At 74.6% G+C, this 12,953-nt stretch carries 13 protein-coding genes and 1 pseudogene; 9 read left to right on the top strand and 5 right to left on the bottom strand.

Annotated elements, in window-relative coordinates:
- Window positions 1–229 precede the first annotated feature (229 nt).
- The 4 genes from OG422_RS21245 to OG422_RS21260 all read right to left on the bottom strand — a co-directional run bounded on the left by OG422_RS21245 (window position 230) and on the right by OG422_RS21260 (window position 3,990).
- Entirely contained in the window at window positions 230–553 is a 324-nt protein-coding gene (locus OG422_RS21245; RefSeq protein ID WP_143941618.1) for a multidrug efflux SMR transporter, read from the bottom strand.
- A gap of 89 nt (window positions 554–642) precedes the next feature.
- Complete coding sequence (gene rsgA, locus OG422_RS21250; RefSeq protein WP_405744409.1) at window positions 643–1,650, bottom strand: ribosome small subunit-dependent GTPase A; 1,008 nt, start codon at window positions 1,648–1,650, stop codon at window positions 643–645.
- Window positions 1,651–1,663: 13 nt separating this feature from the next.
- Complete coding sequence (gene aroA / locus OG422_RS21255) at window positions 1,664–3,016, bottom strand: 3-phosphoshikimate 1-carboxyvinyltransferase (RefSeq protein ID WP_405744412.1); 1,353 nt, start codon at window positions 3,014–3,016, stop codon at window positions 1,664–1,666.
- Window positions 3,017–3,249: 233 nt separating this feature from the next.
- The gene (locus OG422_RS21260; RefSeq protein ID WP_405744415.1) at window positions 3,250–3,990 is read right to left on the bottom strand and encodes a M50 family metallopeptidase; all 741 of its coding nucleotides are present in this window, start codon (window positions 3,988–3,990) and stop codon (window positions 3,250–3,252) included.
- A gap of 199 nt (window positions 3,991–4,189) precedes the next feature.
- On the opposite strand from OG422_RS21260, the gene OG422_RS21265 reads away from it, so the two are divergent.
- Together OG422_RS21265 and OG422_RS21270 are read left to right on the top strand one after the other, a co-directional pair.
- Window positions 4,190–5,023: an SOS response-associated peptidase gene (locus OG422_RS21265; RefSeq protein WP_405744418.1), complete on the top strand. Its 834-nt coding sequence runs from the start codon at window positions 4,190–4,192 to the stop codon at window positions 5,021–5,023.
- A gap of 140 nt (window positions 5,024–5,163) precedes the next feature.
- Window positions 5,164–5,811, top strand: coding sequence for an alpha/beta family hydrolase (locus OG422_RS21270; protein ID WP_405744421.1), 648 nt, complete (start codon window positions 5,164–5,166; stop codon window positions 5,809–5,811).
- A 60-nt stretch (window positions 5,812–5,871) separates the two neighbouring features.
- On the opposite strand, the gene OG422_RS21275 is transcribed toward OG422_RS21270, so the two are convergent.
- Window positions 5,872–6,459: a helix-turn-helix domain-containing protein gene (locus tag OG422_RS21275; protein WP_143940734.1), complete on the bottom strand. Its 588-nt coding sequence runs from the start codon at window positions 6,457–6,459 to the stop codon at window positions 5,872–5,874.
- 323 nt (window positions 6,460–6,782) lie between these two features.
- Here OG422_RS21275 and OG422_RS21280 point away from each other — a divergent pair, with 323 nt between their 5' ends.
- The 7 genes and pseudogenes from OG422_RS21280 to def all read left to right on the top strand — a co-directional run bounded on the left by OG422_RS21280 (window position 6,783) and on the right by def (window position 12,888).
- The gene (locus OG422_RS21280; protein WP_405744425.1) at window positions 6,783–7,475 is read left to right on the top strand and encodes a sigma-70 family RNA polymerase sigma factor; all 693 of its coding nucleotides are present in this window, start codon (window positions 6,783–6,785) and stop codon (window positions 7,473–7,475) included.
- Window positions 7,472–7,894 (top strand): mycothiol system anti-sigma-R factor, encoded by a 423-nt coding sequence (gene rsrA / locus OG422_RS21285; protein ID WP_143940732.1) that lies wholly within the window; start codon window positions 7,472–7,474, stop codon window positions 7,892–7,894. The genes OG422_RS21280 and rsrA overlap by 4 nt, the downstream gene beginning before the upstream one ends.
- 656 nt (window positions 7,895–8,550) lie before the next feature.
- Window positions 8,551–9,147, top strand: coding sequence for an HD-GYP domain-containing protein (locus tag OG422_RS21290; RefSeq protein ID WP_405744428.1), 597 nt, complete (start codon window positions 8,551–8,553; stop codon window positions 9,145–9,147).
- Window positions 9,144–9,581 carry an HD-GYP domain-containing protein gene (locus tag OG422_RS21295; RefSeq protein WP_405744431.1) on the top strand — a complete coding sequence of 146 codons (438 nt, stop codon included), beginning with the start codon at window positions 9,144–9,146 and terminating at the stop codon, window positions 9,579–9,581. The genes OG422_RS21290 and OG422_RS21295 overlap by 4 nt, the downstream gene beginning before the upstream one ends.
- Before the next feature lie 104 nt (window positions 9,582–9,685).
- A pseudogene (locus tag OG422_RS21300) lies at window positions 9,686–10,910 on the top strand (HD-GYP domain-containing protein).
- Between the two features lie 283 nt (window positions 10,911–11,193).
- Complete coding sequence (locus OG422_RS21305) at window positions 11,194–12,180, top strand: hypothetical protein (RefSeq protein WP_143940739.1); 987 nt, start codon at window positions 11,194–11,196, stop codon at window positions 12,178–12,180.
- Between the two features lie 66 nt (window positions 12,181–12,246).
- On the top strand, window positions 12,247–12,888 hold the full coding sequence (gene def / locus OG422_RS21310) for a peptide deformylase (RefSeq protein WP_143940731.1): 642 nt from the start codon (window positions 12,247–12,249) through the stop codon (window positions 12,886–12,888).
- The last annotated feature ends 65 nt before the right edge of the window (window positions 12,889–12,953 follow it).

The raw sequence follows: 12,953 nt of genomic DNA on the forward strand, positions 1-12,953 counted from the left end.
CGGGCGGATAAGCCCCGGACGGCCGCACGCGGCGCCCCTTGGCAGTCCCTGGCGGCGCCTCAATTCTGTGCGCACACCGGTCATATGGGACCGGGGTGTGTCCGCAAAGTCCCGCCTGGCGTGCGACGCGACGTTACGGGCGCGGCCCCGTGAGGTACGGCGGTCCGTCCCGGCGCGGACGGACGGGGCCGGGCGGCGCGGACCGGGCGGCGCGGCGTACGCCCCGCTGTCAGTGCGCCGAGCCCGACAGTTGCAGGCCGATGACGCCCACGATGACGAAGGCGATGGAGACGAGCTTCAGGGTGGAGACCAGGTCGCCGAGGAAGGCCATGCCGTAGACGGCGGTACCGGCGGCGCCGATGCCCGTCCACACCGCGTACGCCGGGCCGACGTCCAGCTTCCGCAGCGACAGCGTCAGCAGGCCGAAGCTGCCGAGCGCGAACGCGGCGAACGCGATGGTCGGCCAGAGGCGGGTGAAGCCGTGGGACAGCTTGAGACAGACCGCGAAGCCGGTCTCCAGGAGTCCCGCCACCACGACGAGCAGCCACGCCATGTCCCATGCCTCCGTCCGTCGGTGACCGCTTCGTCCGCCTCGGTGTGATTATGCAGTTACCCCGGACGGTGGGCAGGGGATTGCGTCGGTCAGTCGCCCTCGCGTCGCTCGCGGGCCGCCAGCAGCCGGCGCAGCGAGTACAGCCGCGCCGGATCGGCGTGCCCCTCGGCGACCCAGCCGTCCAGCGCGCAGTCCGGCTCGTCGTGGCTGCACGCGCGCGGGCAGCCGTCGGTGCCCGGCATCAGATCGGGGAAGGCCAACACGACCCGCGCGGGGTCGACGTGGTGCAGCCCGAAAGAGCGCACACCCGGTGTGTCGATCACCCAGCCGCTGTCGTCGGGCAGCGGCAGCGCGAGCGCCGAGGTGGTGGTGTGGCGGCCGCGGCCGGTGTGCGCGTTGACACGGCCGGTGGCCCGGCGGCGGTCCGGCACCAGGGCGTTGACCAGCGTCGTCTTGCCCACGCCGGAGTGCCCGACGAAGGCGGTCATCCGGCCCGCCAGCCGCTCGCGGACCCGGTCGGCGGCGGAACCGTCGGCCAGCTCGTCGCGGTTGGTGACGAGATAGGGGACGCCGAGCGCGCCGTACGACGCGAGGAGGGTGTCGGCCGGGGCGAGATCGGACTTGGTGAGCACCAGCAGCGGATCGAGCCCCGCGTCGTACGCCGCCACCAGACAGCGGTCGATCAGCCGGGGGCGCGGCTCCGGGTCGGCGAGGGCGGTGACGATGGCGAGCTGATCGGCGTTGGCGACGACGACGCGCTCGTACGGATCGTCGTCGTCGGCCGTCCGGCGCAGCGTCGAGGTACGCGGCTCGACCCGCACGATGCGGGCCAGGGTGTCCTTGGCGCCGCTGAGGTCGCCGACCACCGCGACCTGGTCGCCGACGACGGCGCTCTTGCGGCCCAGCTCACGGGCCTTCATCGCGGTGACCGTGCGGTCGTCGATGAGGACGGTCAGCCGCCCCCGGTCGACGGTCAGGACCAGGCCCTCGCTGGCGTCCTCGTGCTTGGGGCGGATGTTGGTACGCGGGCGGTTGCCCTTGCGGTTCGGGCGGACCCGGACGTCGTCCTCATCGGGATTCTTGCCGTAGCGGCGCATGGCGGCGGAACCCTCAGCCTCTCCGGGCGGCCGGTGTGGCCGGGTCGAGCATCGTGTTCCACAGGGCGGGGAAGTCCGGCAGGGTCTTCGCGGTCGTCGCGACGTTCTCCACCTGCACCCCCTCGACGACGAGGCCGATGAGCGCCGCGGCGGTCGCCAGGCGGTGGTCCTCGTACGTGTGGAAGACGCCGCCGTGCAGCGGGCGCGGGCGGATGTGCAGGCCGTCGGCGGTCTCGGTGACGTCACCGCCGAGGTTGTTCAGCTCCTTGGTGAGCGCGGCGAGGCGGTCCGTCTCGTGGAGCCGCAGATGGGCGACGCCGCGGAGCGTGGACGGGGAGTCGGCGAGGGCCGCGACGGCGGCGATACCGGGGGTCAGCTCGCCGACCTCGCCGAGATCGACGTCGATGCCGTGGATCGCGCCGCCGCCGGTGAACGTGAGCCCGGCGTCGGTCAGCTCGCAGGAGCCGCCCATCGCGGTGAAGATCTCGCGCAGCGCGTCACCGGGCTGCGTGGTGTGCGCCGGCCAGTCCGGGATGGTGACACGGCCGCCGGTGACCAGCGCCGCGGCCAGGAACGGCTGGGCGTTGGAAAGGTCCGGCTCGACGACGAGATCCCGGCCCAGCAGGGCGCCCGGGGTGACCCGCCAGACGTTCGGCTCGCCGCCCGCCTCCGGGGTGTCGACCTGGGCCCCGGCGGCGCGCAGCATGTCGACCGTCATCCGGATGTGCGGCATGGACGGCAGCGCGGCGCCGGTGTGCCGCACCTCCACGCCCTGGTTGAAGCGGGGCGCGGAGAGCAGCAGCGCGCTGACGAACTGGGACGAGGAGGAGGCGTCGATGGCGACCGGGCCGCCGTCGAGGGTGCCGGTGCCGTGCACCGTCATGGGGAGCGCGCCGCGGCCGTCGTCGTCGATCCGGGCGCCGAGGGCGCGCAGCGCCTCGATGACCCCGCCCAGCGGACGCTCGTACGACCGCGGGTCGCCGTCGAAGCGGACCGGGCCGTCGGCGAGCGCGGTGACCGGCGGCAGGAAGCGCATGACCGTACCGGCGTTGCCGACATCGACGGTGGCCGGGCCGCGCAGACCGGCCGGGATGATCCGCCACGCCTCGCCGCCACCGGGCTCGGCGGAGCTGGAGGACGCGGTCTCCTCGATGCCGACGCCCAGGGTGCGCAGCGCCTCGGCCATCAGGAGCGTGTCGCGGGAGCGGAGCGGGCGGCGCAGCCAGCCCGGCTCGGCGGCGAGGGCGGCGAGCACCAGACCGCGGTTGGTGACCGATTTCGAGCCGGGCACGGTGACGGTCGCGTCGACCGCCCCCGACGCGACGGGGGCGGGCCAGAGGGCGGGGAGTGCGGTGCTCTCGGTCATGCCCTCACTTTAATCGCTGGGCAAGGGTGCCCATCCTGATCAAAAACGGTGCGACTGTGACGTACCTGCGTCGCACACCGCGCTGATCAGGCAACCGTCCCGTCGCGCCGCCGCCCGCGGCGTCCGCGATGCGCACGATCGAGGGATACGCACCCGGGGAGGCCCGGTTTCGCGACGGTACGGGCCGGATCGGCCGCATACACGGTCCGCCGCCGGGCCGCCGCGGGCGCGGGTCAGGCGCCGAGCAGCCAGCGGCCGCCGCCGAACAGCGAGCAGAGCGTCACCACATGGAACAGCCCGATCCAGACGAACGCCGGGGCGTGCGTCAGCCGGGCCAGCTGATCGGGGTCGGAGTCCGGCGCACCGCTCGGCGACCCCGGACGCAGCGCGGGGCCGCGGCGGCGCTTGCGCTGGAGTTCGAACACCGGCCGGACGCCGCCGAGCAGCAGGAACCACACCGCCGCGTACGCGAAGCCCGCCTGGACGTCGGCGGGTGTCAGCCAGGAGACGAGGAGGAAGGCGGCGCCCGTCAGGACGACGGTGAGGACCCCGTAGGCGTTGCGGATCATCACCAGCATGGCGAGGAGCAGCAGTGTCGCACCCCACAGCAGCGCCGTGATGTGGCCCGCCGCCAGGAGCGCGGCGCCCGCCAGCCCCAGCAGGGACGGGGTGATGTACCCGGCGACCGCGGTCAGGATCATGCCGAGACCGGTCGGTTTGCCGCGCGAGACGGTCAGACCGGAGGTGTCGGAGTGCAGCCGTATGCCCTCCAGGCGGCGGCCGGTGAGCAGCGCCAGCAGGCCGTGGCCGCCCTCGTGGGCGATGGTCACCGCGTTCCGGGTCAGCCGCCAGGCCGGGCGTGGCAGGACGGCCGCCAGCGCCAGCACCCCCGTCGCGACCACCAGCCAGACCGGCGGGTCGGGCTGGGTCCCGAAGACGCGGCTCCCTATGTAGGTGAGGCGATCGGTGTCCATGTCGTCCCTGTCGTCCCTTCGTATGGCCTGGCAGTGTGGCACGCCTGCCCGGACGGTACGCGGCGGGTCGCGGGGCCGGGCGCGGAGGGGGAGCGGGGGCGCGTCCGGCGGGGCGTGCGCCGGGCCGCGGACCGGGTCGGGCACCGGGGAGCGCGGCGGCCTACCCTGGTGGGTCAGCAGGTCAAAGGGGTGGATTGCCGTGTGTGGCAGGTATGCAGCGAGTCGCGGACCCGAGGAGCTGACAAAGACCTTCGGGATCCGGCACCTGGACCCCAAGGAGACGCTCGCCCCGGACTACAACATCGCCCCGACCGTCCCCGTACAGGCGGTCCTGGAGCGCCCCCTCAAGGGCGCCGCGGCCCAGGCGTTCCCCCCGGGGATGCCGGTGCGGCAGCTGCGCACGCTGACCTGGGGCCTGGTGCCGTCGTGGTCGAACTCGCCGGACGGCGCCGCGCGGATGATCAACGCGCGGGCCGAGACGGTCCACGAGAAGCCGTCCTTCCGGCAGGCGTTCGCCGCCCGCCGCTGTCTGCTCCCCGGGGACGGCTATTACGAGTGGGTGACCGCTCCCGAGGAGCGGGATCTGGAGGAGCGCGGGGTGAAGAAGCGCCCCCGTAAGCAGCCGTACTTCGTGACGCCCGCCGACGGCTCGGTGATGGCGATGGCCGGTCTGTACGAGTTCTGGCGCGACGCCACGCTGCCCGCCGACCATCCGCGGGCCTGGTGGGTGACGTGCACGGTCATCACCACGGCGGCCGAGACCACGCCGCTGGCCGGGGCGGACGGCGGCGAGGGGCCGCAGTCGCTCGCCGCCATCCACCCCCGGATGCCGCTGGTGATGCCCCCCGACCGCTGGGACGCCTGGCTCGACCCGTCCCCCACCGACCCCGACGGGCTGCTCACCCTGCTCGCACCGCCCCCGGCCGGGCTGATGCGCGCGTACCCGGTGCCGACGGCCGTCAGCAACGTCCGCAACAACGGTCCGGAACTGCTCACCGAACTCGACGGGCCCGAGGTCGGCACCTTGTTCTGAGGGGCGGCCCCTGGGGAGGCCGGGGCCACGGTCGCTGGGGGAGCGCCTTCTGCGGGCCGCCCCTCGGGTGTGCCGCTTCTCCGTCCCGCCCCCGGCGGGCCCGTGCGGCCGAGGCGTCCCCGGGGCGGCAGGATGGGCGTATGACTTCCGGTGTGCACGAGAGCGAGACGGTCGCCACGCCCGTGGGCGAGGCGCGGATCACCTGGTTCCGGGCGCCCGTACCGGCCCGGGCGGTGCTGGCGGTCAGCCACGGCGCCGGGGGCGGTATCGAGGCGCGTGACCTGCGGGCGCTGGCCGCCGCGCTGCCCGTTCGCGGCTACACCGTCGCGCTCGTGGAGCAGCCGTGGCGGGTCGCCGGGAAGAAGGTGGCGCCCGCCCCCAAGACCCTCGACGCCGGGTGGACGGCGCTGTGGCCGGCCCTGGAGAAGCCCGGTCTTCCGGTCGTCGCGGGTGGCCGCAGCGCGGGGGCGCGGGTCGCCTGCCGCACCGCGCGCGAACTGGGCGCGCACGCCGTCCTCGCCCTCAGCTTCCCGCTGCACCCGCCGGGCCGCCCGGAGAAGTCCCGCGCCGACGAGCTGACCGCCTCCGGGGTGCCGACCCTCGTCGTCCAGGGCGGCCGGGACCCCTTCGGGCGCCCCGAGGAGTTCCCGCCCGGTACGGAGCTGCGGGAGGTCGCCCACGGTGACCACGGCTTCGCGGTGCCCAAGCGGGCCGGGGCCACCGAGGACGCATCGATGGCGACGCTGAGGGACGCGGTGGCGGAGTGGCTCGACGGCCTTTTCGGCTGAGCCGCGGCGCGCGGGCCCGCGGTCCCGCCGACCGGCGCCCCGCGCCCCCGGCGCGCCGTCTCACTCCGAGCGCCCCCGGGGCCGGGCGCGGACATGCATCCGCTCGCCCTGGCGGCCGAAGAGGCTGAGCAGTTCGACCGGCTTGTCGTCCGCGGGCCCGAACCAGTGCGGCAGCCGGGTGTCGAACTCGGCCGCCTCGCCCGCCCTCAGCTCCACATCGCGGTCGGCCAGCAGCAGCCGCAGCCGCCCCGACAGGACGTACAGCCACTCATACCCCTCGTGCGTGCGCTGCTCGGGCGGGCCCGGGACCGGGTCGACGACGAGCTTGAACGCCTGGAGGGCGCCCGGCTGCCGGGTCAGCGGCACGAACGTCATGTGCGCCCGGCGCTGCGGCACCGCCCGCACCCGGGGGTCGCCCACCTCCGGGGCGCCGACCAGTTCGTCCAGCGGCACTTGGTGGGCGCGGGCCAGCGGCAGCAGCAGCTCCAGGGTGGCGCGGCGGCGCCCGGACTCCAGGCGGGAGAGGGTGCTGACCGAGATGCCCGTCACCTCCGACAGCGCGGCCAGGGTCACCGAGCGCTCCTGCCGCAGCCGCCGCAGCCGCGGCCCGACCTCACCGAGCACCCGTTCGTACGCGTCATCCGTCATGTCCCCATTGCCGAAGCGGCAACGCGCTTTGTCAACCGCCGCCCGCAGCGGGCCGTCGCGAAAAGGCGTCGCGGGCCGGGAATGCGGCGCGGGGCGCGGCTGTTGTCCGTGGCGTAGGACATCCGTACACCACTCGCGCAGTACGAGGAATGGGAGCTCGCCGCATGGGAATCGCCTGCCCCGCTCGTCCCGCCGCCGACCTGCGGTGGCCGCAGACGCAGGTATCGCAGACCGCTCCGGCTGGAGCGGTGGCGGCCCGGGATCGTCGTCTATTCTCCGAATCGAGTGGATCCGCATCCGGGTCCGTCACGGTATTGGAGGAGGTGGGTCCGGTCACCGGTACCGACGCAGGGACCGACGGCACGGCACGGGAGCACACCGCGGACCGGGAGGAGAGCGCCGCCGAGCGCAACGCACGCTTCGAGCGCGACGCCCTCACCTTCTTGGACCAGATGTACTCCGCCGGGCTGCGCATGACGCGCAATCCGGCCGACGCGGAGGACCTGGTGCAGGAGACGTACGCCAAGGCGTACGCGTCCTTCCATCAGTTCCGGGAAGGCACCAACCTCAAGGCGTGGCTCTACCGCATCCTGACCAACACCTTCATCAACTCCTACCGCAAGAAGCAGCGTGAGCCGCAGCGCAGCGCGGCGGAGGAGATCGAGGACTGGCAGCTGGCGCGCGCCGAGTCGCACATGTCCACCGGACTGCGCTCCGCCGAGTCGCAGGCGCTCGACCACCTGCCCGACTCCGATGTGAAGGCCGCACTCCAGGCCATTCCGGAGGAATTCCGCATCGCGGTCTATCTCGCGGACGTCGAGGGCTTTGCGTACAAGGAGATCGCGGACATCATGGGGACACCCATCGGCACGGTGATGTCCCGTCTGCACCGCGGCCGGCGCCAACTGCGCGGCATGCTGGAGGACTACGCCCGGGAGCGCGGGCTGGTCCCGGCCGGGGCAGGGGCTGCCACGCAGGCACCGCAGCCGCACGACCGGAAAGGCTCGGGATCATGAGCTGCGGAGATCCGCACGACAAGGACTGCTCCGAGGTGCTCGACCACCTCTACGAGTATCTCGACCGTGAGATGCCGGAGGGTGAGTGCGAGAAGTTCCAGGTGCACATCGACGAGTGCTCGCCGTGCCTGGAGAAGTACGGTCTCGAACAGGCCGTCAAGAAGCTCGTCAAGCGCTGCTGCGGCCATGACGACGTCCCCCGCGACCTGCGGTCCAAGGTCATGGGCCGTATCGATCTGATCCGGGCCGGTGAGACCGTCCCCGAGGTCAGCGTCCTCGACCAGGCCCGTCACGACGCGGCCCGGAACGACGACACCACCGGCGCCCGGGGCGCGGACGGTGCGGCCGACGCCGCCGTGTCCCCCGCCGAAGCGGCGGAATCCGCCGATGCACGTACAGAGGCCGCGCGCGCCGAATAACGCCGCGTATCACCCGAAGGGATGAGTGGCGGGGCTTTTCTCCCCGCTCGCCCCCCGATGCGCCGACGCGTCCGCCCGACCGCCTCTATCCTCGCCGCACCCCCGCACCCCCGCACCCCCGCACCCCCGCACCCCCGCACCCCCGCACCGCGCATGACGCTGCGCGGAATCGGGCCGTGGTTTCGGGGAGGAGGGCGCGATGCGGGCGCTGCCGCCGGCCGCGCGTGGCTGCATCACAGGGGCCGTCCTGGCCCGGCGGTGTGCGCCGCCCCGGCCGTCCGGCTCGGGCCCGGCGCCCCCTGGGCGGACGCCGCCGCCCTCACCGCCCTCACCGCCCTCACCGCCCTCACCGCCCTCACCGCCCTCCATGCGGGCTGCGAGACGGTGCGCCACCGCCCGCTCCCGGGCATCCGGGTCCCGGCCGGTACCGGTCCGTTCTCACGGCGCTGCCCGCCCTGCCGGCCGGGGCGTTCCTGCTGCCCCCGCCACTGGCCGCGCTGACCACCGTCCCGGGCGCGCTGCTCGCCCCGGCCGACGAGCCTCGCGCACCGCCCGCCGCATCTGGCACGCGGCCGGACTCGCCCGCCTGCTGGGCCGCCGCCCGGCTCTTCGACGCCGCCGGACCGCGGCCGCTCACCGCCCCGCACTTCCCCTGGGTGCTGCTGCCCGCCCTCGCCACCGCGGCCGTCTTCTGCGCCGTGCTCACCGCCCTCGACGGCGCGGTACGGGTCACCGCCGAGGGCCAGCCGCCGCGCACCGCCTGGCGCGGTCTGCTGCGCGGCTCCCTCGGCCCGCATCTGATGCACGGCCTCGCCGGGCTGATGACGGCGGTGCTCTGGAGCGGCGCGTACGGCCCGGCGGCGGCGCTGCTGGTGCTGCCGCCGATGTACCTCTCGTGCTGGGTCTTCGCCCAGTACCACCAGGAGCGCGCCGCCCACCGGGCCACGATCCGCGCGCTGGTGCAGGCCGTCGACATCAAGGACCGCTACACCCGCGGCCACGGCGAACGCGTCGGCCGCGCCTCCGTGATGATCGCCCGGGAACTGGGCCTGCCCGAGGACCGTACCGAGGCGCTGCGGATCGCCGGGACCCTGCACGACGTCGGCAAGCTCGGCGTCCCCACCCGGCTGCTCCGCAAGGAGGGCCCGCTCACCCCTCAGGAACGTTCCCTGATCGAACTGCACCCCGAGTACGGCCACGAATCGTCCGGGGCATCGGCTTCCTCGGGGAGGCGCGGGAGGCGCGGGAGGTGATCCTCCACCACCACGAGCGGCTCGACGGCCGCGGCTACCCCTACGGCCTCAAGGGCGCGCAGATCCCCGAGTGCGCCCGGGTGGTGGCCGTCGCCGACGCCTTCGACGCGATGACCTCCACCCGCTCCTACCGCCGGGCCCGCCCCGTCCCGGCCGCAGTCGCCGAGCTGCGCAAATGCGCCGGGAAGCAGTTCGACCCGCGGATGGTGCGGGCGCTGGCCGCCGCCCTGGAGCGGCACGGCTGGCACCCGGACCTGATCACGTCGGCCGATCCCGCCCCTGACCTGCCGCATCCCACAGGCGGCCCGCCCCCGGGGCCGCAGCTCCCCGCGCCCGGCTCGCACCGCGGCGGTAGCGGTGCGCCGCGTGGCCGGCACGCCGCCCCGCGCGGTGGCCGCGCCCGGCACCATTCCGGCCGGTCCGGTGACGCGTGAGCGGCCCGGCGGCCCGCCCGGACACCCTGCCGCCCCCGGGGACGGCGCACCCCGGCGACGACACCCGGCGGGCGGCCCGGCCCCCCTCGGGCGCCGCCCTCGCCGTGGCGATCCGTACGACCGCGGCCGGTCTCGGGCTCTGGGCCCTCGTCCACACCCTGCGGTCCGGTGTCGCGCAGCCCGGTGTCGCACTGGCCTTCGGGGCGCTGATCGCCGTGGGCGAACTGGCCCGGCAGGGACCCGCCGGGGCGCACCGGGCGCCCGAGGAGCGGGAACGCGCGCCCCTGGGCGCGGCGGGCGCGCTGGCGTACGCGCTGCTCGGCGAGGTGGCCGGGGCGCCCGCCACACGGCCCGGCGCAGACCCTCGTGGTGGTCGGCGTCGCGGGTCCGGTGGGTCTGGTGCCGCGGCCTGGCCGCGGGCCGGCCGGTGACCGTCTGGCGCGGCACCTGCTGACCTGCGGATTCGCCGCGACCTGTGTGCAGCCCCTGTACGCCGCCGGGCCCCTCGCTTCCTGGGTGGGCCGGGGCCATGCGCCGCCCCTGGTGCTGCTCGGGCTGCTGGCGCTCACCGCGCGGGGCGACGCGGTCCTCGCCGCCGCGTTCGCCCGCGCCCGCAGCGGCCGCCCGTACGGGGCGCTGCTGCGCGGGGCGCTGCGGGCGTCCGGCGGCATCGGCCCGGCGATCGGCGCGACCGGCGTGGCCATCGCGCTGGCCACGGCGGTCGCCGGGCTGTGGGCGCTGCCGGTGTTCTCGCTGCCGCTGCTGCTGACCCAGTGCGCGCTGCGCCGCTGCGCGGCCGTCCGGGCCACCAACCGCCAGACCGTCGCCTCCCTGGCCCGCGCCACCGAGATCGCCGGGTACACCCCGCCCGGCCACGCCCGCCGGGTCGCCGCCCTCAGCCGGGCGGCCGGCGGGGAGCTGCGGCTGCGCGAGCCCGATCTGGATCTCCTGGAGTACGCCGCGCTGATGCACGACATCGGGCAGCTGCCGCTCGTCGACCCGGTGCCGTCGGGTGCGACCGCGCCGCTGCCGCCCGCCGAGCAGCGCCGGATCGCCCTGCTCGGCGGCGCAGTCGTCCGGCAGACCGGCGTCCCCGCCGAGGTCGCCGTGATCGTCGAGCGGCAGGCCGATCCCTACCGCGAGCAGCCGGTCACCGCACGCATCGTGCGGACCGTCAACGCGTACGACGACTGGGCGGGGCGGACGGCCGGGCCCGACGGGGCGCCGTGGGCGCTGGAGCGGCTGCGGCTGGCGGTCGGGCGGGACTTTGAGCCGGGCGTCGTAGAAGCGCTCGTGAGGGTCCTGGCCCGCGGCGGCCGCACCACGTGAGGCCCGTGGCGCCACAGCCTTCCCCAGAGTTCCGCCCCTGGTGAACGCACCGGGCAACCCATGGGTAATGAGCGCCCGCCGAGATGGGCATGGTTGGATGCGAAGGAAGCCCCGCAGAGGGGATTCAGGGGGAGCACGCAGGGCAAGGGAGCCGCAGGGGCCCCGGCGAAAACGCTGAGGCCGACGGCAATCTGTGGCAGGTTGCCAGTGGGCCCCCGGGTGGCCCCGGGCGCCGCTCGGGACACCACCTCCAGTGGCATCGAGCAACCAGCAGGCGGGAATCGTGAAGATCTTCGGCAAGGTACGGCACCGGCCCTCCGCCTCGTGGCGGCAGGCGACCGACCGGGCTTTCACGCTGATCGGCGACGGCCGTTACGACGACGCGGGCGCGCTGCTGACGCGCGCCGCCGACATGGAGCCGTGGCTCTCGGAGTCCTGGTTCAACCTCGCCCTGCTGCACAAATTCCGGCACGACTGGGAGCAGGCCAGGGCCGCGGGGCTGCGCGCGGTGGCCCTGCTCGACCGCTCCCCGGGCGCGCCCGACTGGTGGAACGTCGGCATCGCCGCCACCGCCCTCCAGGACTGGCCGCTGGCCCGCCGCGCCTGGCAGGCGTACGGGCTGAAGGTCCCCGGCGGCGGGGTCGCGCAGAGCGAGCCGTCCGGGATGGCGCTGGGCAGCGCAGCGGTCAGGCTGTCGCCCGAGGGCGAGGCGGAGGTCGTCTGGGGCCGCCGTCTCGACCCGGCCCGGATCGAGGTGCTGTCCATCCCGCTGCCGTCCTCCGGGCGGCGTTGGGGCGAGGTGGTGCTGCACGACGGCGTCCCGCACGGCGAACGCACCACCGCCGCCGGGCCCTCGTACCCGGTCTTCGACGAGATCGAGCTGTGGGCGCCGTCGCCGGTGCCCACCTGGGTCGTCCTGCTGGAGGCCGCCACCGAGGCGGACCGGGACGCGTTGGAGCGGCTGGCGGCGGACGCCGGGTTCGCCGCCGAGGACTGGTCGTCGTCGGTGCGGCTGCTGTGCCGTACGTGCTCGGAGTCCAGCATGCCCAGCGACGAGGGCGACGGTGAGCATCTGGACCCGCACGACCACAGCGAACCGGGCCACCCCGGGCCGCTCGGCCACCGCACCGCGGGCTCCGGTTCGCTCTGGGTGCCCGAGCGGGAGTGCGGCATAGCGGCGCCCGCCGCCCTGGTGCGCGGGCTGCTGGACGGCTGGGTCGCGGACAGCCCGGACACCCGTGAGTGGCGTGATCTGGAAGAGGTCTGCTGACCGCCTCGCCGCCCCCGTAGGCTGGAGGGCGACTAATCAGGGTTCCAAGGAAGGCGTACGGCGGAGATGGCCCAGCAGCCTGTGTTTGATCAAGACGGTGAGCAGCGCGTGGACGAGTTCGTCGACGACACGACGGACGCGGCGGAGCGGGAGAGCGCTCACCGTGAGCGGGGCACGTCCCGGCCGATCACGGTTGTCGGCAACCCCGTGCTCCACAAAGAGTGCCAGGACGTCACGGAGTTCGGCGACGAGCTGGCGCAGCTGATCGACGACATGTTCGCCAGCCAGCGCACCGCCGAGGGCGTGGGCCTGGCCGCCAACCAGATCGGTGTGGACCTCAAGGTCTTCGTCTACGACTGCCCGGACGACAACGGCGTCCGCCACGTCGGCGCGGTCTGCAACCCCGTCCTCGACGAACTCCCGGCCGCCCGCCGGATGCTGGACGATTCCAACGAGGGCTGCCTGTCGGTGCCCGGCGCCTACGCCGAGCTGGCCCGCCCCGACTACGCCGTCGTCCGTGGCCAGGACGCCCAGGGCAACCCGATCTCCGTCGAGGGCACCGGCTACTTCGCGCGCTGCCTCCAGCACGAGACCGACCACCTCTACGGCTACCTCTACATCGACCGCCTCTCCAAGCGGGAGCGGAAGGGCGCGCTGAAGCAGATGGCCGAGCAGGAGCCGCGCTACCCCGTCGTCGCCAACGACTGACCGGCGCACCGGCCGAAAACGCCGAGCGGCCCGTGGACGGAATCCCGTCCACGGGCCGCTCGTGG

This window comes from Streptomyces sp. NBC_01525, assembly GCF_045040405.1.
GTDB classification, from domain to species: Bacteria; Actinomycetota; Actinomycetes; order Streptomycetales; family Streptomycetaceae; genus Streptomyces; species Streptomyces benahoarensis.